The sequence below is a fragment of the Martelella sp. FLE1502 genome (assembly GCF_053484255.1).
This window is the reverse complement of record NZ_JBAKFQ010000011.1, coordinates 46,231-66,171: the sequence shown is the minus strand read 5'-3', so window position 1 is coordinate 66,171 and position 19,941 is coordinate 46,231. Positions and strand designations below refer to the sequence as shown.

Below are 19,941 nucleotides of genomic sequence, written 5' to 3'. Positions count from 1 at the left end.
AGCGGCCTGTTGATCATGTTCATCACCGGCCGCCTGGGGGCGGCAAGGTGTTGAAAGAAAACGTCCCCCACGGCGGCAGAATTCGAAGGCCAAGGGACGATAAAATGACTGACGATCAAGACAAAATCGCACTGGAACGACCTGCCCTGATGACCATCAGGAAGGCGGTCGAGCCCGATATTCCGCAACTGCTCGAGATGATCGGGTTGCTTGCCGCCTTTCACGAGGATCCGTCGGAAATGACGGCGGAGAGCCTGAGGCGCGACCTGTTCGGGCCGACGCCGTGGGTGACCGCGCTGGTCGCCGATGCCGGCGCGCAGCTTCTCGGCTACGCGCTTTTGACGCCGCTCTACCGGGCGCAGCAGGGACGGCGCGGCATGGATCTCCACCATCTTTTCGTGCGCGACGGCCACCGCAACCACGGCGTCGGCCAGCATTTGATCGCCCGCGCGCGTGATTTCGCGAAGGCAGCCGGCTGCTCCTACATGTCGGTCAGCGCCGCCACCGGCAATTTCGGCGCCCACCGGTTCTACCAGCAGATGGATTTCGTCGCGCGGCCGGTGACCGGCATGCGCTATATGCAGACGCTCGCCGATTGATCCCGCTATCTGTTCTGGCGCGTCGGGTCTGTCGAAAAACCGGATTCCACTTTTTCGCCCGACGCACTACTGCGCGGGCACGGCCTTCAGATAGGCGGCGATGGCTTCGAGGTCGGAGCGCGGCAGATGCGACAGGTTCTGCTGCACATCGACCATAGAGCCGCCGGCGGTATCGAAGTCCGGCGTGAAGCCCGTTTCGAGATAGTCGGCGATTTCCGCCGCCGTCCAGTTGCCGATGCTTTCGGAGCCCGGGGTGATGTCCGGGATCGTCCCTTCGCCGTCGGGGTTTGGCCCGCCGGCGAGCCATTTGTCATATTCGAGCCCGCCAAGCGCATTGCGCGGCGTGTGGCATTCGCCGCAATGGCCCGGCCCCTCGACCAGATACTGCCCGCGCATGATTTCGGGCGAGGCGTCGGCGAGTTGCACCCGCGGTTCGTTTTTGAAAAACAGCTGCTTCCAGAATGACAGCCCCAGCCGGATATTGAACGGGAAGTCGACATCGTGCGGCTTGCTGGGCGTATCGCTCGGCGGCAGCGTCATGATGTAGCCGTGAAGGTCCTTCACGTCCTGATCCTTCATCCGCACATAGGAGGTGTAGGGCAGGGAGGGGTAGAGGTTGCGCCCATGCGGGCCGACGCCCTTCTTCACCGCGTTGGCGAAGTCCATGAGCGACCAGTCCCCGATGCCTTCCTGCTTGTCGGGAGAGATATTGGGCGCATAGAAGGTTCCGAAATCGCTCTCGATCGGGTGTCCGCCGGACAGGACGAGCTTTTCTTCGCCGGTCGTGCCCGGTGCTGCATGGCAGCCGGCGCACTGGCCGGCCCAGAACATTTTCGCGCCATTATGCGGATCGGCGGCCTGCAAATCCTGATAGTCCGCCGGGTCGAGCTTCGGCGGGGTGAAGGCAACCACGAACGCCGCCCCCATGAACAGAGCGGCGACAGCCAGTACGATGATCGTCAGCTTTTTCACGCCGGGTCTCCCTGTTCCCGCATTTCAACAAAAAACAGCAGTTCCGGGCAAACGGGGAACCGCTCCAACGCCCGGAACTGCGACAAGATAATGAGAGGGCTCTATTTGTCGACGCGGTAGAGCTTGTGGCAGGCCGCGCAATTGGCCCCCAGCGTCTTCATCGCGGCTCCGACGGCGGCCTGATCGGCCGGCAGGTCGGCCAGCAGGGCATCGGCATCATCGGCGAGCTTTTTCGCATGGGCCTCGAAGTCGTCCATGTTTTCCCAGATCGCCGGGCTCGCCTCGGTGTCGTTGCCGGTTTTCGAATCAGGCGGGAAATGGGTCGTGAAATCGGTGATGTTGGTGGAGATATCGGAAAGCGCGCCCTGAACCACGATCGGGTCGTAGGCGTTTTCGCCCTTGGCGATCGCGCCGAGCTGGCCCATGGCCTTGCCGATCGCCTTCATGTCGTCCTGGCGCAGCATTTGCGGTCCATCCTCTGCAACCGCAAAACCCGCGCTGAGACAGAGCGCGACAGCGCCGGCGATCATAAATCCGTTTTTCATCCAAAGCCTCCTTCGTTGCTCAGGCAGCAGTATACGCAGCCTCTGTTTGGAAGCTAGGGGCAGGATTAGCGTAGAAAAGATGAACGGCGGCTGACTGCGGGGCCGACGGCATCACGTTTTGGTGACTTCGCCCCACAGCGCATGGAAATGATGGGTCGGCCCATGTCCGGAGCCGACATGCAGGCTGTCGGCCGCGGCAATCGCGCCGGCGACATAGCGCTTGGCGCTTGCGACCGCTTCCGAAAGAGGCGCGCCCTTGCCGATCTCGGCCGCGATCGCGCTTGAAAGCGTGCAGCCCGTGCCATGAGTGCTCGCGGTATCGATGCGCGCGCCCTCCAGCCATTCCTCGCCGGTGGCTGTCACTAGCAGATCCGGGCTTTCCGCGCCCTCCAGATGACCGCCCTTCAGCAGCACCGCCTGCGCACCGAGGCCTCTCAACGCGGTTGCCTGCTCGATCATCTCATCGCGGGTGGCGGCGGTCTCGACGCCGAGCAGGGCGGCGGCTTCCGGCAGGTTGGGCGTCAGCACGGCGGCAAGCGGTATAACATGATCCTTCAGCGCCTCGATGGCGTCTTCCGGCAGCAGCCGGTGGCCGCCCTTGGCGACCATGACCGGATCGAGCACGACCGGCACCTCCACATGGTGGCGCAGGCTGTCGGCGATGGTGACGGCGATATTGGCATTGACGACCATGCCGATCTTGATAGCGTCGACCTTCACGTCATCGAAGATCGCGGCGATCTGCTCGGCGACGAAGGCCGAGGGAACCTCGTGCACGCCGGTGACGCCGCGGGTGTTCTGCGCCGTCAGGCCCGTCATCGCCGCCATGCCGTATGTTCCGAGTGCCGAAAAGGTCTTGATGTCGGCCTGAATGCCGGCGCCGCCCGAGGGATCGGAACCGGCGATCGAGAGGATGTTTGCGATCATTGCTTCGCCTTCCGGATGGCTTCGGCAAGATCCGCCGTCGCCTGATATGGATCGGGCTGGCCGCAAATGGCCGAAACGACGGCGATCCCGTCGGCCCCATGCCTGAATGTGGATTCCACATGCTCCCCTTTCAACCCGCCGATCGCAACGGCCGGCAGTCCACAAAGCGCGATCATCGAGGAAAGGCCGGCAAAGCCGACGGGCAGCGCGTGATCGGACTTGGTGCTGGTGGCGAAGACCGGACCGGCGCCAACATAGTCGATGCCGGCTGGATCAAAGGCGCGCGCGACGTCGAGGCCGTTGACGGAAACGCCGAGAATCTTGTCATCGCCGATCAGGTCCCGGACATCTTTCGGGCGGGCATCCTCCTGGCCGACATGAACGCCGTCGGCATCGATCGCGATGGCGGCCTCGACGTCGTCATTGACAATCAGCCGGACCGGCGTGCCGGCTGTCACCTGTTTAAGCGCAAGCCCCATGTCGATGCGTTCGCGCGTCGAGGCGCGTTTCATGCGGAGCTGCACGATTGTCGCGCCGCCGGCGACGGCATCGCGCGTGGTGGCGACCATGCCGTAATCGCCGCAGAGATCGGGATCGAGAACGAGGTAGAGGGAAAGGTCGAATTTCATAGCCATTCGATCTCCGCCTCAAGGCCAAGTGCTTCGGGCGTGACGGCGGCGAGCGCATCGAGGAAATGGACCTGGAACGAGCCGGGGCCCTCGGCCTTTCGATGCGCGCGGCTGCCGGCCACTGCGTAATGGGCAAGTGCCGCGACCGTTGCCTCGAAGGCATCGTCACGCCATGCTCCGGCATAGCCGCCGACAAGCGCCGTCAGCGCGCAGCCGAGCGCCGTGACCCGGGGCATCAGCGGCGAGCCGCCACCGATGTGGGCAATGCGGCTTCCGTCGGTCACAAAATCGCGTTCGCCGGTGACCGCCACCACCATGTTGCGCTCGCGGGCAAGCGCCTTCGCCGTCTCTTCGGCGGCGGTGACGCTGTCGCCGGCATCGACGCCCTTGCCGGCGCTGGTGGCGCCGGAGAAGGCGAGAATTTCGGAGGCATTGCCGCGCAGGATCGTGGGCCCGAGGTCGAGGATTTCGCGCGCGGCCCTGGCGCGGAAGCCGGTGGCAAAATGGGCGACGGGGTCGAATACCCAAGGCGTTCGCTTGCCGTTGGCCGTCTCGATCGCGGCCTTCATGCCGGTAAGCCAGTCGGGGGATAACGTGCCGATATTGATGGTGACGGCGGAGACGATGCCGGCAAACTCGCCGGCCTCTTCCTTGGCGTGGACCATGGCCGGAGAAGCGCCGGCGGCGAGCAGAACATTCGCGGCGATATTCATCGCCACGTAATTGGTGATGCATTGGGTAAGCGGCGCGTCCGCGCGCATCTTCTCAAGTATGGGGGCGATATCGGCCATCGGCGTCCTCCTTGTTTGTCGCGGAGGAACTCGGGCGCCGAAGCAAAGACCCGAGTGACTCCCTCCGCCGGCATGATCCGGATCAGGTTCCAAGGGTACATCTCAGCCCGCTCTCACGGACGCCCCTGTCGCTCGAGAGCATTTCCGGTGAAAACCCGAAATGCTCTATCTATTTGTTTTTGCGCGCGTCCGGACGGAAAACCGGTATCCACTTTTCCTGGACGCGCTCCAGTGGCTCGTTATACCAGAAAAAGCCGCTTCGGAAAGAGGTGGTGTTACTCAGGCGAAGGGGCTCGCCACGCCGTTTCGCGACAGGGGCCGGTGGTCGCCAGAACGGATGCGAGATCGCGATCCTTGGCCGCCTGCTCGACGAAATGCTGCCGCTCGGGCGAAAGCTGGTCGGCTAGATTGTCCTGGTTCCAGGCGCGATGCCGGAAAATGAATTCGTCATCGAAGAGGTGCTGTTCCTCGGCCGTCCGCGTGCCCTTCAGACTTGCATGGAGATAGTAGAGGACGTCCGGGTTCAAAGGAGTCAGGCCCTCGCCGTCGTCGGTGATGAGAAATGAGAGAAGGGCCGCCTCGCTGCCTCTTTTCGCCGCGTCTTGCAGGCGCTCCATCAGTCCAGCGAATTCGACTTCGCCCTCCGTCTCCGGGTTACGGGAAAAACGGCCGCAATAGATAAGGTCGCTGTCAATGCGTAGCTTGCCTGCCAGCTGGAACATAGCCATGACATATGGCAGGGTCATGCAGGTATTGAGGTCGTCGAAAGCACTGTCTGTCTGGATGTATTCGCGCCAGAGTTGATAGCGTGCCTCTTCTGTTCCCTCGTCTGCGAATGCCGGATAGCGCTTTTCATAGATTTCGTAGTGCCCGCGCAGATAATCACCGCAATCGGGAATGCGGGGATTGTAGTCGAGTTCGGAGGTCGCGAATTCCCATTCCTCGAACGTCATTTCCGGTCTTGTCGGCTGCGGATGCGTTTCGAACGACCATGCAGAGGCTTCACAGGCGAATACGCTGCAGGCCGCGAAGGCCATCAACAATCGAATCATCATACCCACCGGTTCCTACGAGACACCCGTAAAAGTAGTGACAGGTTAGCACTGGTAACCGGTTGTAGAAAGACGTGGAGCAACCAAAGAAACACGTGACCTCCGCGCACTCAGGACGCGGAGGTCACGTTTATACATTACTTCATCGTCGGCATCGAGAATTCGGCGCCGGCGCGGATGCCCTTGGGCCAGCGCTGGGTGATGGTCTTCAGGCGGGTGTAGAAGCGGACGCCCTCCGGGCCATGCATGTGGTGATCGCCGAACAGCGAGGCCTTCCAGCCGCCGAAGGAGTGGAATGCCATCGGAACCGGGATCGGCACGTTGACGCCGACCATGCCGACCTTGATCTTGTGGGCGAATTCGCGGGCGGCGTCACCGTCGCGGGTGAAGATCGCCGTGCCGTTGCCGAATTCGTGGTCGTTGATCCATTGGGCGGCCTCGTCATAGCTCTTTGCGCGGGCGACGGAGAGGACCGGGCCGAAAATCTCTTCCTTGTAGATCTTCATGTCGGTAGTGACCTTGTCGAACAGGGTCGCGCCGACGAAATAGCCGTTCTCGTAGCCCTGCAGCTTCAGGCCGCGGCCATCAACCACCAGTTCCGCGCCTTCTTCCACGCCCGAATCGATGTAGCCGGTCACGCGTTCAAGCGCTGCCGCCGTCACCACCGGGCCCATATCGGCTTCCGGATCGGTGCCGGGGCCGACCTTGAGGGCGGCAATGCGGGGCTTCAGCTTGTCGATCAGCTTGTCCGCCGTCTCGTCGCCCACGGGCACGGCAACGGAGATCGCCATGCAGCGCTCGCCGGCGGAGCCGAAGGCGGCGCCCATCAGCGCATCGGCGGCCTGGTCCATGTCGGCGTCGGGCATCACGATCATGTGGTTCTTGGCCCCGCCCAGCGCCTGGCAGCGTTTGCCGTTGGCGGTTGCGGTTGTGTAGATGTAGCGCGCGATCGGGGTGGAGCCGACGAAGGAGACGGCCTCGATATCCGGGTCGTTCAGAAGCGCGTCGACGGCTTCCTTGTCGCCCTGCACCACGTTGAACACGCCATCGGGCAGGCCCGCTTCCTTCAGCCATGCGGCGATCAGCAGCGAGGCGGACGGGTCGCGTTCGGACGGCTTCAGCACGAAGCAGTTGCCGGCGGCAAGCGCGATCGGGAACATCCACATCGGCACCATGGCCGGGAAGTTGAACGGCGTGATGCCGGCAACGACGCCGAGCGGCTGGCGGATCGCGTAGCTGTCGACCCCGGTGCCGACATTTTCGGTATATTCGCTTTTCAGAAGCTGCGGGGCGCCGGTCGCGAATTCGACCACTTCCATGCCGCGCTGGATTTCGCCGAGCGCATCGGAATGGACCTTGCCGTGTTCGGCGGTGATCACGGCCGCCATTTCGTCGATCCGGTCTTCCAGGATCGACAGGAACTTGTTCAGGATACGGGCGCGGCGCAGCGGCGTGGTCGCCGACCAGTCTGGGAACGCCGCCTTGGCGGCCTCGACGGCGGCGCGCACATCGGCGTTGCTGGCAAGCGAAAGCTCGCCGCTCTGCTCGCCGGTTGCGGGATTATAGGTCGGCACGGTGCGGGTGCTGGTTCCCGCAAACGGCTTGCCGCCGACAAAATGCTGAATGGATTTCATGGGTATTCCTCCGGTGTTGCTGCCAATGAGGCTCTTGGATTGTGAAGCCATCAATCTTCCCGCTTGAGGGCAAGGCTGTCGTTCATGGCCCTTCCGCATAGCCCCCCAATCTTCTCGCCCCGGAGGGGAGATGTCGCGACAGCGACAGTGAGGGGGGAGATTATCCCCACGAACGCCCTCACGAGACGAGATGCCGCGCCACCCTCACGGCCCCTTTCGGGACATCTCTCCCGCCAGCGGGAGAGAGTATTGGGAGCAAGCCGCAAGGCCATATTCAATTCCCCTGCCTTCCAGGGAAAGATCGATGCTGTGTGCCGACACTATCGCCTATTAATTTCTGCAAAGAAACACGATAATTCTAAAATCCATTGTGCAAAAATTATAGGGCAGTCGTATGGATTGGGATCATCTGCGGGTCTTTCTGGCGGTGGCGCGGCGGGGGCAGATTCTTGCTGCGGCGCAGGCGCTTGGGCTCAATCATGCGACGGTTGCCCGGCGGCTGAACGCGCTGGAGGAGGCGCTCGGCGAACCGCTGTTCGAGCGCCGCCCCTCCGGCTCGACGCTGACGGAGGCGGGCGAGCGGCTCCTGGCGGTGGCCGAGCGGGTGGAGACCGAAATTCTGGGCATTACGGAGGATACGAGAGCGCGCGGCGCCAGCCTTTCCGGCACGGTGCGGGTTGGCGCGCCGGACGGGCTCGGCACCTATTTCCTTGCCGCCGAACTCGGACGCCTGCAGGAGGAGCATCCGGGCCTGATCGTCGAGCTGGTGCCCCTGCCGCGCACATTCTCGCTGTCGAAGCGCGAGGCGGATCTCGCGATCACCCTCGATCCGCCGGCGGAGGGCAGGCTGGTGGTTTCCAAGCTGACGGACTACACGCTCGGCGTTTATGCCGCTTCATCCTATCTCCGCCGGCACGGCACGCCCGAAAGCGAGGAGGCGCTTGCAGCCCACGTCGTCGTCACCGGGGTGGAGGACTATGCCTATGCCTCGTCGCTGAATTATGCGGGGCATCTTGCGCGCTTTGCCGGCCGTCAATTCCGCTGCGCTGGCGTTGCCGGGCAAATGGAGGCGGTGAGGGCGGGAATTGGCATCGGCATCCTGCACGATTTCGTCGCCCGCGACTGCGAGGGTCTGGAACGCATCCTGCCGTCCGTCGGCTTCCGCCGGGCGTATCATCTTCTCTCCCACCCCGACACCGGCAGCCTCGCGCGAATCGCGCTCATCCGCGCGTTTCTGGCGCGTCGGTTCAAGGAGGAGCGGTCGCGGTTTGCGCCGTAGGGGCCTTCAGCTATCGAGGCCGAGAACTTTCTCGAGGTCTTCCCAACTCGTATCCATGGCATAAGGTCCGATGCCGGGCAGGGCGACGTGGCCGTAAAGTGGGGAAAGCTGCCACTCGGCGGTTTCCTCGTCGATGCCGCCCAATTGCTGGAGATACATCACGGAGGCAAGCCCGGTGCGATCGGCGCCCGCCTTGCAGTGGACCAGGATCGGTTTCGGCGCATCGCGCATCAGCGCCAGCAGTTCCATGCTGCGCTCCGGCGACAAGATGGTCCGGTCCGACATCGGGAAATCGATATGTTCGACGCCCTTTTGTGCGCTCACCCTGATCTCGTCGTCATACCACGCCCGACCGGGGCTTGCGCCGCGCAGGTTGATAACGGTCCTGATGCCGTGCCGGTCGATATAGAGCGAAAGCGCGTCACCGCTGGGCTGCGCCGAGCGATAGAACTCGCCCGCCTTGACCTCGTGAAAATTGCCGCTTGCCTGCAGGCCGCCAAGATAAATGCCGCTGCCCAAGACCAGAATGCCGACAGCGGCCGCAACCCGGCGCGCTAGACGCTTTTTGTTCATCCGGTAGTCCTCTTTACCCGTGGCTCACCATAGCCGGGTTTTTGCCCGCGCGACAGCGGTGATGACGCATATCCGGCACAGGCGGTGCAAATGTGTCAAAAGCCGGGCAATTTATCTTGACACTTATACTCGTGTTTTATAGCGGATAGTCCAACACCGGCTGACCGCCGGAAAATGCCCAGCCAGCCAGTACGCCATGCCGTTCGCAAGCCAGCCAGGTTCTTCAGTGAAAAAGAAGGATTCGGTGATGCGTATTTCGCGGATTTTGGCATCGTGCACGGCTCTGGCCACCCTTATCAGCGCCACGGCCTCTTTGGCTCAGGACAGCACCCAGACGACCGTGCTTTCCCCCGTCAGCGTGACGACAACGGGCGGCAAGGAGGGGATCACCGATACCCCGCTTGCCACCCAGTCGACGCGCGAGGATCTCGACCAGAACATCGTCACCGATTTTGACGATTACACCCGCATTCTGGAACCGGGGGTGACCTTTGTCGGCGATGATGCCGGCTCGGTCAACATTCGCGGCATGCAGGGCCCGCGCGTTTCGACCGTTATCGACGGCATCCAGATTCCCTATCTCGATGACACTGCGCGTTCGGACGCCAGCGGCGGCGGGGATGCCTTCTCGTTCGATTCGATCGCGACGATCGACATCGTGCGCGGCGCCGACAGCTCGCGCTCTGGCAGCGGCTCGCTCGGCGGCACGGTGGTGCTCAGAACGCTTGAGCCCGAAGACCTGATCGATCCCGACAAGGGTTATGGTGGCCGCATCGGTTTCACCTATGACAGCGCCGATAACAGCATGGACGGCGAGGGCGCGTTCGCGATCCAGTCGGGCGGTACCGCGCTTCTGTTCCAGGGCGATATTGCCACGGGTGATGAAATGAAGAACCAGGGCGATGTCGGCGGCTATGGCGCGACCCGCAGCGAGCCGAACCCGGCGACCTTCGACGAGAACAACCTTCTGTTCAAGATCCGCCAGAACATCATGGAGGCGCACACGATCGGCCTGACGGTCGAGCGCTATGACCGCAACAAGGATATCGAGCTGCTGACCGATCAGGGGTCGACCTATGCGCTGGACAACTGGAACGGCACCGAAGACAAGCATCGCGACCGCGTCTCGATCGACTACAATTACAACGCCATCGCCGATGATGGTCTGATCGACCAGGCCTTCAGCACCTTCTACTGGCTGAAGAGCGAGCGCGAAAGCGGCACGTCCGGCATCCGCCTGCCCTCGCGCGGCGCACCGCCCTACGGCGAATATTCGCGTACATCCAAGACCGACGAGGAACGCTACGGCTGGTCGGGCTGGGCCGAGAAGAGCGTGGAGACGGGTTCGCTGTTCCACACCTTCACGCTCGGTGGCGACTTCTATTATTCGCAGACCAGCCAGTATTCGAGCGGCGTCGACAATTGCGGTCCCGGGCCGTTCCGCCCGTTCAGCACCTGCAGCTTCCTGCACACCAATCAGGCCGACACGCCTGATGTGGACGGCTATGTGCTGGGCCTCTACGCCCATGACGAGATCGTGTTCGGCGACAGCGGTTTCGCGCTGACCCCCGGCGTGCGTTTCGACTGGTATCAGTACGATCCGCAGGAAACCGCCGCCTACCGCAACAACCCGAACTATAACGGCCTGCCGGAAGGCCAGAGCGACTGGCACATTTCGCCGAAGCTGCTAGCCACCTACGAGCTCAACGACTTCACCCAACTCTACGGCCAGATTTCGACCGCCTTCCGCGCGCCGACGCCGGGCGAGCTCTACGTCGACTACGGCGCGCCGGGCAGCTATCTCAGGATCGGCAATCCCGATCTCGAGCCGGAAACGAGCTGGGGCGTCGAGCTCGGCGCGAACTTCGGCGATGATGACGATGGCGGCCGGGTCTCGGCCTTCTACAGCCGCTACAAGGACTTCATTGACACGCAGTCCGTCGAACCGGCCGATCTCGGCTTTGCCGCCGGCCTCTACCCGCTCGGCATCACTCAGACCGTCAACATCGACAATGTCGAGATCGCCGGTATCGAGGCGAGCTACCAGAAGACGTTCCTCAATGACTGGGACATGCACGCCTCGCTCGCCTTCGCGCGCGGCTGGAACATGGATACAAACGAGATTCTCGGCTCGGTCGCGCCGCTGAAGGCGGTGATCGGCGGCGGCTACAATGTCGAGACTTGGGGCGCGAACGCCAACTGGATCCTTTCGGCCAAGGTGCCGGATGGCTCCACCGCCGAGTTCAAGGCGCCGGGCTATGGCATCGTCGACGTCACCGCATGGTGGTCGCCGGAGCAGTTCGAGGGTCTCCTGGTCCAGGCCGGCGTCTACAACCTGTTCGACCAGACCTACTACAACGCACTGGACCTGCAGGACACCGACATGACCCAGCCGGAGCGCTTCTATTCCGAGCCCGGCCGGACATTCAAGGTATCGGTGACGCAGACGTTCTGAGTCACCTCAAGTGATCATAGGAAAAGCCGGGTCCTGAGGGGCCCGGCTTCAGTTTGTAGACAAAGCCTTTCCCTTATCCGCAGCGTCATCCTCGGGCTTGTCCCGAGGATCTAACCACCGTTCCACACGAGCGGAGCCGGCGTTTCTGAAGGGACTGAATTTAAATACATTTTTTGTCCGAGACGCTTGTCGTCTTGAGACGTGCTTAGACCCTCGGGACAAGCCCGAGGGTGACGAAGGAGAGTGGGGCGGGCTTTGTCCACAAGCTACAGCCGATCCTGCGGGACATGGCTTCTCTATTGCAAGGTTGAGCCGGGTTTCAGCAACTACTTCTTCAAAATCTCAACGCCCGGCAAAACCTTGCCTTCCATCCATTCCAGGAACGCGCCGCCAGCCGTGGAGACATAGCTGAAATCATCCTTGACGCCGGCGTGGTTGAGGGCGGAGACGGTGTCGCCGCCGCCGGCGACCGAGGTCAGCTTGCCGTCTTTGGTGCGTTCGGCCGCGAACTTTGCCGCCGCGACGGTGGCCGCGTCGAAGGGCTCGATCTCGAACGCGCCGAGCGGGCCGTTCCAGACCAAGGTTTTGGCCTTCTCGATCCATTCATTGATGGCCGTGACGGATTGCGGGCCGACATCGAGCATCATCTTGTCGGCCGGGATCGCATCGATCGCGACGGTTTCATTTTCCGCATTGGCCTTGAACTCGCCCGCGACCACGCCGTCGACCGGCAGCACGATCGCGCAGCCGGTCTTTTCCGCTTTCGCCATGATGGTCCGGGCGGTCTCGGCCAGATCGTGCTCGCACAGCGACTTGCCCACATCGATGCCCTTGGCTGCGACGAAGGTATTGGCCATGCCGCCGCCGATCACCAGCGCGTCGACCTTGTCGATCAGGTTTTTCAGAAGGTCGATCTTGGTGGACACCTTGGCGCCGCCGACGATCGCCACCACCGGATGCTTCGGATTGCCGAGACCGCTTTCCAGCGCCTCCAGCTCGGCCTGCATCGTGCGACCGGCATAGGCCGGCATGTGGTGGCCGAGGCCTTCGGTCGAGGCATGGGCGCGGTGGGCAGCGGAAAACGCGTCGTTGATATAGACATCGCCGTTCGCGGCAAGGGCCGCGACGAAATCGGGATCGTTCTTTTCCTCGCCCTTGTGGAAGCGGGTATTTTCGAGAAGCAGGATATCGCCGGCGCGCATCGCCGCGATCGCCTTTTCGGCGGGCTCGCCAACGCAGTCATCGGCAAAGGCAACGGCGTGATCGAGCACTTCCTCGACGGCATGCACGATCGGCTTCAGCGACATGTCCGGCACGACCTGGCCCTTGGGGCGGCCGAAATGGGCCATCAGGATAACCTTGGCGCCCTTGCCGGAAAGCTCGGTGATCGTCGGCGTGACGCGCTCGATCCGGGTCGTGTCGGTCACCCGGCCGTCGCTGAAGGGCACGTTCAGATCGACGCGCACAAGGACGCGCTTGCCGTTGATGTCGGGCAGATCGTCGAGGGTCTTGAAGGCGGGCATGGGTCGTCCTCTTGCGTGTTGCGGCGCCCCGGGAAGGGCGCGGGTTTGGCTGTGGCGCGTCTCGATATCCGTTGAAGCGCAGCCACTGAAATCAACGAATGGAGTCCTATTCAAAATCCGCCCGTTCGGCAATGTCGCCGCGATCAAAAGCCTATCGCCGCGCCCGGCGTCGCAGACGGGCCGCAAACCGGGTCAGGGAGCGGAGAGGGCTTGCAGGGCGTTCGCTGGCGCCATCGCGCCAGACCCCGATCGAGGTAATGTTGTGCTCGGCATCGGCATCGCGCACGATCAGCGCCAGCGGACCGAGATGCAGGCGGTCGGCGATGATCGGCTTGCCGCCGAGTTCCTGTTTCATGTAGTCGGCGAGCCGCATATCCTCGATCCCCGGCGGTATCGCGACCGTTGGGTCGATCGCGCGCAGCTCCTTTACGGGGCGGTCGGGCAGAAGCACCTGTGTGCCCAGCAGCGGTTCCTCTCCCGCCTTCGCCGCAAGTTTCGGATCGGCGAAAAGCTGGTCGAGCAGATAGGACATGCCGGGAATGACGAACAAATAGAGGTAGTCGCCGGCCTTCAGGTTGCCGGCGTAGAAATAGCGCATGGAAAGCCCGTCGCGCACCACCAGCGAGGGGATAGCCCAGCGCGGTATCGACGCGCCGTCGAGCACCGGCGCGCCCTCGGCAAGGCGATAGACCAGCAATTCGTGATTGGCCTTTTCGTGGAGGTCGATGTCGACGATCTCCAGCGCCCCGGTTGCCCGCGGCTGAACCAGCTTCAGGAAGCGGGCAAGCGGGGCCAGCGTCCAGCCCTGCAGGATCAGCGAGACCAGCACCATGACGAAGACGATGTTGAAGATACGCCCGGCATTCTCCAGCCCGTAAAGGCTTGGCAGGATGGCGAGCAGGATGGAGGCCGCGCCGCGCAGGCCGATCCAGGCGATGAAATTGGTCTCGCGCGGTCGGTAGTTGAATTTCCACAGGCAGAGCCAGACGGCGGTGGGGCGGGCGACGAAAACCAGAAACAGCGCCAGCGCGAAGGCCGGGAGGAAAATCTCGGGGAAGTTCCGGGGTGTCGCCAGCAACCCAAGCAGCAGGAACATGATGATCTGCGCCAGCCACGTCATGCCCTCCTGAAACCGCCTGATGGAGCCGACATAGCGGACATGGCGGTTGCCGGCGATAAGGCCCGCGACATAGACCGCCATGAACCCGCTGCCGCCGGCCGCACCGGTGGCCGAGAAGATCAGCAGCGCCGCCGTCAGCACCAGGATCGGCGCCAGTCCGCGATTGAGGCTGAACCTGTTGGCGATCAGCACGGTCAGCCCGCCGCCGACCACCCCGAACAGCAGGCCGAAGCCGATCTCCTGCACGAAATGAAGCAGCATCGGCAGAATTTCCTGAACGCCGGTTTCATTCATCGAGAGAATGGACACCAGCGTCATTGTCAGGAAGATCGCCATCGGGTCATTGATGCCGGATTCGACCTCCAGAGTTGCGCTCACCCGGTCCATCACCCTGATGCCGCCGATGCGCATCAGGAAGAACACGGCGGCCGCATCCGTCGAAGCGACGATCGCGCCCAGCAGAAAGCCCTCGAGCAGGGTGAATCCGAGGATCACGGCAGCCGCCAACGCCACCAGCCCGGCCGTCGCCACCACGCCCGCCGTTGCAAGCAATAGCGCGGGCGCTGCGCTCGTTTTGAAGGTCTTGAACGATGTGCCGAAGCCGGAATCGAAAAGGATCACGGCAAGCGCCAGCGAGCCGACATAGAAGGTCAGCGCGTCATTGTCGAACTCGATCCCGAAGCCATCGGTCCCCGCCAGCAGTCCCACGCCCAGGAACAAGAGCAGCAGGGGCGCGCCGAAACGGAAGGCGAGCGCGCTGGAAAGCGCGGCAAGAAGAACGAGGCCGGAAAACACCAGCACCGCTAGATAAAACGTCGTCAAATTGTGTCCTTCCGGCAGAGCGGCGCGAGGGCGTGGAAACGTGGTTTGGCAAAACCTGCTTTTTTCAACAAAATAGGCTATTTGCGGCATTTTTTAAAGCGTTGCCCTTATCGCCGAAATTGAGTGCCTGTTCAGGGCAACAACAAACCGCTTTTTGGTTGCAAAGCCGGGTTTGTTCACAAAGCCTAACTAACCCTCCGGCGTCATCCTCGGGACAAGCCCGAGGATGACGTCCGTTAAAAGGAAAGGTTTGCTAGGAGTCGGCGTCTTCAGTTTCAAAGCAGTGTCTGTGTAACGAGTGGTTTCGGGAGAACGTAGGGCGTTTCTTTCAATCTTATGAAGCCCCGACACAGAAACTTTTGTCGGCATCATCATTGCCACGCTTGACGCTTGTGGTAACCAAGAGGCCAATGTTGATATCCGGCGCAATGGCGGTTTCCTCAAAGCCGTCCGATCCGTGCTCGCTTCGCCCAGAAGGAGGATTTTCGTGAATTCCAGTCTGACTGAAGCCCAGGCCGAGCCGCATCCGGGCCGGTGGGTGGCGCTGGCCGTGCTGCTTTGCGCCGTGTTCATGAACATGCTCGACGTCACGATCGTCAATGTCGCGCTGCCCTCGATCCAGAAGGGGCTCGAGGCCTCCAATTCCGATATCGAATGGGTGGTCGCGGGTTATGTGCTGGTGTTCGCGCTTGCGCTGCTGCCGTTTGGCAGGCTCGGCGATATCGTCGGCAAGAAGCGGATGTTCATGGTCGGCGTTCTCAGCTTCACCGTCGGTTCGGCGCTTTGCGGGTTGTCGCACGAAATCGGCATGCTGGTTGCGGCGCGCCTGTTCCAGGGCTTCTCGGCCGCGATGATGACGCCGCAGGTGCTGGCGCTGGCGCAGGTGATGTTTCCGCCGCATGAACGCGCGCGCGCCTTTTCGTTCTTCGGCATGATGGCGGGCATCGCGACCGTCAGCGGCCCGATCATTGGCGGGCTGCTGATCGATCACGATCTCTTCGGCCTCGGCTGGCGCGCGATTTTCCTGATCAACCTGCCGATCGGCGTGTTTGCTGTTCTGGCGGGCTGGAAGCTCGTCCCCCATACGGAGAGCCACCCCGGCGGACGCAACGACTATGCGGGCATCGCGCTGATTGCGGCGGCGATGTTCATGCTGATCTTTCCTCTGGTCGAGGGTCGCAATTTCGGCTGGCCGGTCTGGTGCTTCGCGATGATGGCGGCCGCCATACCGGTGCTGGCGGCGTTCGTGTTGTGGGAGCGTCGTCAGAACCGACGCAACCGGCCGCAGCTTCTGGCCTTCGCGCTGATCGCGAACCGCAATTTCATGGTCGGCAGCGTTATGGCGCTGGTGTTTTTCTCCACCATGCCGGGCTTCTTCCTCTGCCTTGCGATTTTCCTGCAGGTCGGCTTCGATTTCGATCCGCTGAAATCGGGGCTCACCACGGTGCCGTTTTCGGTTGGCGTGTTCCTGGCCTCGGTTGCCAATGGCCGCTTCGGCAGCGTGGCGCTGAAATTCAGGATGATCTGCGGGCTGGCGCTGCTTTTCGTCGGCATTTTCTGGCTGCGCTCTTATGTGCTGACCATCACCGATACGATTTCGCACTGGGACGTACTCGGTCCGCTGCTGACGGCGGGGCTGGGACTTGGCATGTCGATCGCCTCGATCTTCCAGCTCGTGCTGGCCGGCGTGCCGGCGCGCGAGGCGGGCTCGGCCTCCGGCGCGCTGCAGGCCGTTCAGCAACTCGGCGGCGCGTTCGGCATCGCGATCATCAGCGGGATTTTCTTTTCCAGACTGGCGAGCCTGCTTCCGGCTGGCGGCGACCAGCACCCGGCCTATGTCCAGGCCTTTGCCGGCGCGGTTGTCTTCAATCTGGTTGCCTATGTGATCGTGGCCGTGCTCGCGACGATGCTGCCGGCCCACAAAGGCGCAAGCGGCCCGGGCAAGGCCGAGCCGCATATCGCCTGATGACTTTATGGCGACGGGCGAACCTCGCCGGTTCGCCCGGCTAGCTCAGGGCACGATCAGCGTGCCCGCGCCGCCCTTGGTGAGGATTTCGAGCAGGACCGAGTGTTTGACCTTGCCGTTCAGGATGACGACGCCCTCGACGCCGGCCTCGATCGCCTCGATACAGGTCTCGACCTTGGGGATCATGCCGCCCGAGACCGTGCCGTCGAGGATCAGGTTGCGGGCCTCTGCGACCGACAATTCCTTGATCAGCTCGCCATTTTTGTCGAGCACGCCCGGCACATCGGTGAGGAACAGCAGGCGCGTGGCGCGCAGCGCGCCGGCAATCGCGCCGGCGAAGGTATCGGCGTTGATGTTGTAGGTCTCGCCGGCGCGGCCTGGCGCCACCGGCGCGATCACCGGGATCATCTCGGATTTCGCCAGCAGGTCGAGCAGCGTGGTGTCCACGGTCACGACCTCGCCGACAAAGCCGAGATCGAGCGCCCGTTCGATGTTGGAATCGGGATCGATCACGGTCTTTTTGGCCTTTTCGGCAAACACCATGTTGCCGTCCTTGCCGCAGAGCCCGATTGCCCATTCGCCGGTCTGGTTGATCAGCGCGACGATCTCCTTGTTGATCGAACCCGCCAGCACCATTTCGACAATCTCGACGGTCGCCTGATCGGTGACCCGCAGCCCGCCCTCGAACTTCGATTCAATGCCCATGCGCTTCAGCATGCCGCCGATCTGCGGCCCGCCGCCATGAACCACGATCGGATTGACGCCCGATTGCTTCAGTAGCGCGATATCGCTGGCGAAGGCCTGGCCAAGTTCGTTGTCGCCCATGGCATGGCCGCCATATTTCACGACGATCGTCTTGTTCTCGTATTTCTGCATATAGGGCAGGGCCTGGACCAGGAGCCGCGCCTGCTGTTCGCTTTCCGACAGTGACATGAAGTTTCCCGCTGCAATTTGCTCAGCGGCCTTTTAGCGCAAACTCGCGGTCTGGGAAACTCCTGTCCGGCGTTAACCGAAAGATGAGCTTGCGCCGGCAAACTTGATGTTTATCATCTGGGAGCGCGCATGAGGGAGGAACGGAACGCAATGGCAGGGCAGGGCTTTCATGGCGGGTGAAGACCTCGGCGTTCTGATCTCCCGGATTTCGATGCGCGATCGAAGCGCGTTCGAACTGCTTTATGAGCAGTCGAGTCCGAAACTTTTTGCGATCTGTCTTCGTATACTGGGCGAACGCGGCGAGGCGGAGGACGCCTTGCAGGATATCTTCGTGCGGATATGGCAGCGCGCCGGCACGTTCTCGACCGATGGACGCTCGCCGATGGGGTGGCTCGCCACCATCGCCCGAAACCATGCAATCGACCGGCTCCGGCAGAAAAAGCCCGCGACGCGCGATATAGATGACGTCTACGATCTCGCCGATGGCGCCAGAACGCCGGAAGAAGACGCTCACCTGAAAAGCGAGGGGCGCAGAATCGACCACTGCATGCAGCGTCTTGAGCCCGATTGGGCCTCGGCCGTGAAGGATGCCTATGTGCAGGGGCTGAGCTACAATGAACTGGCGGAGCAGTACAAGGTTCCGCTCAATACAATGCGAACCCGGCTGCGGCGCAGCCTGATCAAACTGAAAGAGTGCCTGGAAGCATGACGACGCCGGAAGACACATCAGGCGACAAGCCCTACGACAGCGTCGTTGCCGGCGAATATGTGCTGGGCACCCTGTCGCGGGATGCGCGGCAGTCCGCCGAGGCGCGCATGCGTTCCGATCCGGCCTTCGCCGCGCTGATGCACGCCTGGCAGGCCAGGCTCGAGCCGCTCGACGAGGAATATGGCGAGGTGACGCCGCCGGCCTATATGCGCGGCGCCATCGAAACCCGGCTGTTCGGCACGGGCAAGGAGAAACAGGGCTTCATTGGCCGCGCCTGGGATTCCGTCGCGCTGTGGCGCGGCGTCGCGGCGGTCGCCATCATCTTCGCCGTCGCCTTTCTTGCAAGCGAGCGCTTCCTGTCCGAGGCCCAGCCGACCCTGCTTGCCGAACTCAGCGGGCCGGACAATGCCGTCAATCTGGTGGCGCGCTACAATGCCCGCAACGGCATCGTAACGTTCACGCCGGTTGCCGCCGGCGCGGCGGATGAGCGTTCGCTCGAGCTCTGGCTGATCGCGGGCGATGATGCGCCGCTGTCGCTCGGCGTATTGCCGCAGACCGGCGAAGGCGAAATCGCGGTGCCGCGCACTGTCGCCGGCCGCATCGATGCCGGCGCTTCCTTCGCGGTCACGATCGAGCCGTTCGGCGGCTCGCCGTCGGGCGCGCCGACCGGGCCGGTGATTGCCGCCGGGGAGCTGAGATCGCTCTGAGTTCAAGAAAATATCTTTGTAAAACAGTCCTCTAAAAGAAAATCGAAGAAAACTGAAACTTCTCTGTCCGGGCTTTCGTCCTTTGTTTCATAGCCAGCCATGAGGACTGGCGGAACACGAAAAGTTTGAGGAGAAATTCATGTTTGCACTTCTGAAGAAAACCGCCGTCGCCGCCGCGCTTGTTTCGGGCACCGCGATCGCGGCCTTCGCCGCCAATCCGATGGTCGGCGGCGCCGAGATGTATCCGGACAAGAATATCGTCGAAAACGCCATGAATTCCGCCGACCACACCACGCTGGTCGCCGCCGTGAAGGCCGCCGGTCTTGTCGAAACGCTACAGGGCGACGGTCCCTTCACCGTCTTCGCGCCGACCAATGAAGCCTTCGCGGCGCTGCCGGACGGCACGGTCGACACGCTTCTGATGCCTGAAAACAAGGATGCGCTGGCCAAGATTCTGACCTGCCACGTCGTCGCCGCGGATGCGATGTCGTCCGCGATCGAAAAGATGATTGCCGATGATGGCGGCGAGCATGATGTGCCGACCGTCGGTGGCTGCGTGCTGAAGGCGAAGGAAATGAACGGCACCATCACGCTGACCGATGAGAACGGCGGCGTGGCCGAGGTGACGATCGCCGATGTCGAGCAGTCGAATGGCGTCATCCACGTCATCGACAAGGTTCTGCTGCCGGCCAGCTGAGGCTTCGC

18 protein-coding genes and 1 riboswitch are annotated in these 19,941 nt (G+C 62.6%); of the genes, 7 read left to right on the top strand and 11 right to left on the bottom strand.

Annotation, left to right across the window (positions count from 1 at the left end; all coding sequences use genetic code 11):
- Window positions 1-104 precede the first annotated feature (104 nt).
- Entirely contained in the window at window positions 105-599 is a 495-nt protein-coding gene (locus tag V6767_RS11520) for an N-acetyltransferase family protein (protein ID WP_448473630.1), read from the top strand.
- 66 nt (window positions 600-665) lie between these two features.
- On the opposite strand, the gene V6767_RS11515 is transcribed toward V6767_RS11520, so the two are convergent.
- From V6767_RS11515 to V6767_RS11485, 7 genes are all read right to left on the bottom strand, one after another.
- Window positions 666-1,526, bottom strand: a complete 861-nt coding sequence (locus V6767_RS11515; protein WP_448473682.1) for a c-type cytochrome — start codon at window positions 1,524-1,526, stop codon at window positions 666-668.
- 146 nt (window positions 1,527-1,672) lie between these two features.
- Complete coding sequence (locus V6767_RS11510; protein ID WP_448473629.1) at window positions 1,673-2,116, bottom strand: c-type cytochrome; 444 nt, start codon at window positions 2,114-2,116, stop codon at window positions 1,673-1,675.
- Between the two features lie 111 nt (window positions 2,117-2,227).
- Window positions 2,228-3,043 (bottom strand): bifunctional hydroxymethylpyrimidine kinase/phosphomethylpyrimidine kinase, encoded by an 816-nt coding sequence (thiD, locus tag V6767_RS11505; RefSeq protein ID WP_448473628.1) that lies wholly within the window; start codon window positions 3,041-3,043, stop codon window positions 2,228-2,230.
- Window positions 3,040-3,678 carry a thiamine phosphate synthase gene (gene thiE, locus V6767_RS11500; protein WP_448473627.1) on the bottom strand — a complete coding sequence of 213 codons (639 nt, stop codon included), beginning with the start codon at window positions 3,676-3,678 and terminating at the stop codon, window positions 3,040-3,042. Before thiE ends, thiD begins: the two co-directional genes overlap by 4 nt.
- Window positions 3,669-4,463, bottom strand: coding sequence for a hydroxyethylthiazole kinase (gene thiM, locus V6767_RS11495; protein WP_448473626.1), 795 nt, complete (start codon window positions 4,461-4,463; stop codon window positions 3,669-3,671). The genes thiE and thiM overlap by 10 nt, the downstream gene beginning before the upstream one ends.
- A 42-nt stretch (window positions 4,464-4,505) precedes the next feature.
- Window positions 4,506-4,600, bottom strand: a riboswitch (TPP riboswitch).
- A 138-nt stretch (window positions 4,601-4,738) separates the two neighbouring features.
- On the bottom strand, window positions 4,739-5,518 hold the full coding sequence (locus tag V6767_RS11490; protein WP_448473625.1) for a hypothetical protein: 780 nt from the start codon (window positions 5,516-5,518) through the stop codon (window positions 4,739-4,741).
- 134 nt (window positions 5,519-5,652) lie between these two features.
- The gene (locus tag V6767_RS11485; RefSeq protein ID WP_448473624.1) at window positions 5,653-7,149 is read right to left on the bottom strand and encodes a CoA-acylating methylmalonate-semialdehyde dehydrogenase; all 1,497 of its coding nucleotides are present in this window, start codon (window positions 7,147-7,149) and stop codon (window positions 5,653-5,655) included.
- Between the two features lie 394 nt (window positions 7,150-7,543).
- Here V6767_RS11485 and V6767_RS11480 point away from each other — a divergent pair, with 394 nt between their 5' ends.
- A complete protein-coding gene (locus tag V6767_RS11480) occupies window positions 7,544-8,428 on the top strand; it encodes a LysR family transcriptional regulator (protein WP_448473623.1) in 885 nt (294 codons plus the stop codon).
- Between the two features lie 6 nt (window positions 8,429-8,434).
- Here V6767_RS11480 and V6767_RS11475 read toward each other — a convergent pair whose 3' ends face one another.
- The gene (locus V6767_RS11475; RefSeq protein ID WP_448473622.1) at window positions 8,435-9,001 is read right to left on the bottom strand and encodes a tyrosine-protein phosphatase; all 567 of its coding nucleotides are present in this window, start codon (window positions 8,999-9,001) and stop codon (window positions 8,435-8,437) included.
- Window positions 9,002-9,248: 247 nt separating this feature from the next.
- Between V6767_RS11475 and V6767_RS11470 the strand changes: the two genes are divergently transcribed.
- Complete coding sequence (locus V6767_RS11470; RefSeq protein WP_448473621.1) at window positions 9,249-11,456, top strand: TonB-dependent hemoglobin/transferrin/lactoferrin family receptor; 2,208 nt, start codon at window positions 9,249-9,251, stop codon at window positions 11,454-11,456.
- Window positions 11,457-11,782: 326 nt separating this feature from the next.
- Here the strand turns inward: V6767_RS11470 and V6767_RS11465 are convergent, their stop codons facing one another.
- Both V6767_RS11465 and V6767_RS11460 read right to left on the bottom strand, forming a co-directional pair.
- Window positions 11,783-12,979, bottom strand: coding sequence for a phosphoglycerate kinase (locus tag V6767_RS11465; RefSeq protein ID WP_448473620.1), 1,197 nt, complete (start codon window positions 12,977-12,979; stop codon window positions 11,783-11,785).
- A 151-nt stretch (window positions 12,980-13,130) separates the two neighbouring features.
- Entirely contained in the window at window positions 13,131-14,921 is a 1,791-nt protein-coding gene (locus tag V6767_RS11460; protein WP_448473619.1) for a potassium/proton antiporter, read from the bottom strand.
- 487 nt (window positions 14,922-15,408) lie between these two features.
- Here V6767_RS11460 and V6767_RS11455 point away from each other — a divergent pair, with 487 nt between their 5' ends.
- On the top strand, window positions 15,409-16,887 hold the full coding sequence (locus V6767_RS11455) for an MFS transporter (RefSeq protein WP_448473618.1): 1,479 nt from the start codon (window positions 15,409-15,411) through the stop codon (window positions 16,885-16,887).
- Between the two features lie 45 nt (window positions 16,888-16,932).
- Here V6767_RS11455 and argB read toward each other — a convergent pair whose 3' ends face one another.
- A complete protein-coding gene (gene argB / locus V6767_RS11450) occupies window positions 16,933-17,820 on the bottom strand; it encodes an acetylglutamate kinase (protein WP_448473617.1) in 888 nt (295 codons plus the stop codon).
- Window positions 17,821-17,989: 169 nt separating this feature from the next.
- On the opposite strand from argB, the gene V6767_RS11445 reads away from it, so the two are divergent.
- From V6767_RS11445 to V6767_RS11435, 3 genes are all read left to right on the top strand, one after another.
- Entirely contained in the window at window positions 17,990-18,529 is a 540-nt protein-coding gene (locus tag V6767_RS11445) for a sigma-70 family RNA polymerase sigma factor (protein WP_448473616.1), read from the top strand.
- On the top strand, window positions 18,526-19,236 hold the full coding sequence (locus tag V6767_RS11440; RefSeq protein WP_448473615.1) for an anti-sigma factor: 711 nt from the start codon (window positions 18,526-18,528) through the stop codon (window positions 19,234-19,236). The genes V6767_RS11445 and V6767_RS11440 overlap by 4 nt, the downstream gene beginning before the upstream one ends.
- Window positions 19,237-19,375: 139 nt before the next feature.
- Entirely contained in the window at window positions 19,376-19,933 is a 558-nt protein-coding gene (locus V6767_RS11435) for a fasciclin domain-containing protein (protein WP_448427544.1), read from the top strand.
- The last annotated feature ends 8 nt before the right edge of the window (window positions 19,934-19,941 follow it).

Bases quoted from the DNA above. Each gene is read 5' to 3' on its own strand.
- V6767_RS11520 (WP_448473630.1), top strand. From the start codon at position 105: ATGACTGACGATCAAGACAAAATCGCACTGGAACGACCTGCCCTGATG.
- V6767_RS11515 (WP_448473682.1), bottom strand. From the start codon at position 1,526: ATGGGGGCGGCGTTCGTGGTTGCCTTCACCCCGCCGAAGCTCGACCCG.
- V6767_RS11510 (WP_448473629.1), bottom strand. From the start codon at position 2,116: ATGAAAAACGGATTTATGATCGCCGGCGCTGTCGCGCTCTGTCTCAGC.
- thiD (WP_448473628.1), bottom strand. From the start codon at position 3,043: ATGATCGCAAACATCCTCTCGATCGCCGGTTCCGATCCCTCGGGCGGC.
- thiE (WP_448473627.1), bottom strand. From the start codon at position 3,678: ATGGCTATGAAATTCGACCTTTCCCTCTACCTCGTTCTCGATCCCGAT.
- thiM (WP_448473626.1), bottom strand. From the start codon at position 4,463: ATGGCCGATATCGCCCCCATACTTGAGAAGATGCGCGCGGACGCGCCG.
- V6767_RS11490 (WP_448473625.1), bottom strand. From the start codon at position 5,518: ATGATGATTCGATTGTTGATGGCCTTCGCGGCCTGCAGCGTATTCGCC.
- V6767_RS11485 (WP_448473624.1), bottom strand. From the start codon at position 7,149: ATGAAATCCATTCAGCATTTTGTCGGCGGCAAGCCGTTTGCGGGAACC.
- V6767_RS11480 (WP_448473623.1), top strand. From the start codon at position 7,544: ATGGATTGGGATCATCTGCGGGTCTTTCTGGCGGTGGCGCGGCGGGGG.
- V6767_RS11475 (WP_448473622.1), bottom strand. From the start codon at position 9,001: ATGAACAAAAAGCGTCTAGCGCGCCGGGTTGCGGCCGCTGTCGGCATT.
- V6767_RS11470 (WP_448473621.1), top strand. From the start codon at position 9,249: ATGCGTATTTCGCGGATTTTGGCATCGTGCACGGCTCTGGCCACCCTT.
- V6767_RS11465 (WP_448473620.1), bottom strand. From the start codon at position 12,979: ATGCCCGCCTTCAAGACCCTCGACGATCTGCCCGACATCAACGGCAAG.
- argB (WP_448473617.1), bottom strand. From the start codon at position 17,820: ATGTCACTGTCGGAAAGCGAACAGCAGGCGCGGCTCCTGGTCCAGGCC.
- V6767_RS11445 (WP_448473616.1), top strand. From the start codon at position 17,990: ATGGCGGGTGAAGACCTCGGCGTTCTGATCTCCCGGATTTCGATGCGC.
- V6767_RS11440 (WP_448473615.1), top strand. From the start codon at position 18,526: ATGACGACGCCGGAAGACACATCAGGCGACAAGCCCTACGACAGCGTC.
- V6767_RS11435 (WP_448427544.1), top strand. From the start codon at position 19,376: ATGTTTGCACTTCTGAAGAAAACCGCCGTCGCCGCCGCGCTTGTTTCG.